The organism is Tannerella forsythia (assembly GCF_003860135.1).
Classification (GTDB): Bacteria; Bacteroidota; Bacteroidia; order Bacteroidales; family Tannerellaceae; genus Tannerella; species Tannerella forsythia_A.
Window position 1 is genome coordinate 1 of record NZ_RQYN01000196.1, and the last position, 266, is coordinate 266.

The 266-nt window shown below is 44.4% G+C and carries 1 pseudogene; it reads right to left on the reverse strand.

Annotation, left to right across the window (positions count from 1 at the left end):
* Positions 1-266: pseudogene (locus tag EII41_RS13925) on the reverse strand (IS1595 family transposase); the annotation flags it as partial.

The window sequence follows — 266 nt, forward strand, 5'->3', positions numbered from 1 at the left end:
TCTACCCATAACCTGACGAAGTTTGTGAACCATGTGCCAAATGGGATGGTAACGATTATGACCCAATTGACGCTGGATCCCTTTGGCCGAAAAGGTCTTTTTCGTTGACGTGAGCAAATGCATGTATAAACTAGTAGCGAAATGGAAGTTTCGATTTGTGCATGACGGTGCCACTCTTGAGCGTGATGCGTGTTTTACAGTGTTTACACTCGTATTGTTCCTTGTCCTTTTTCCAGTAATGAGAACTCCCGCCACATTTGGGACAA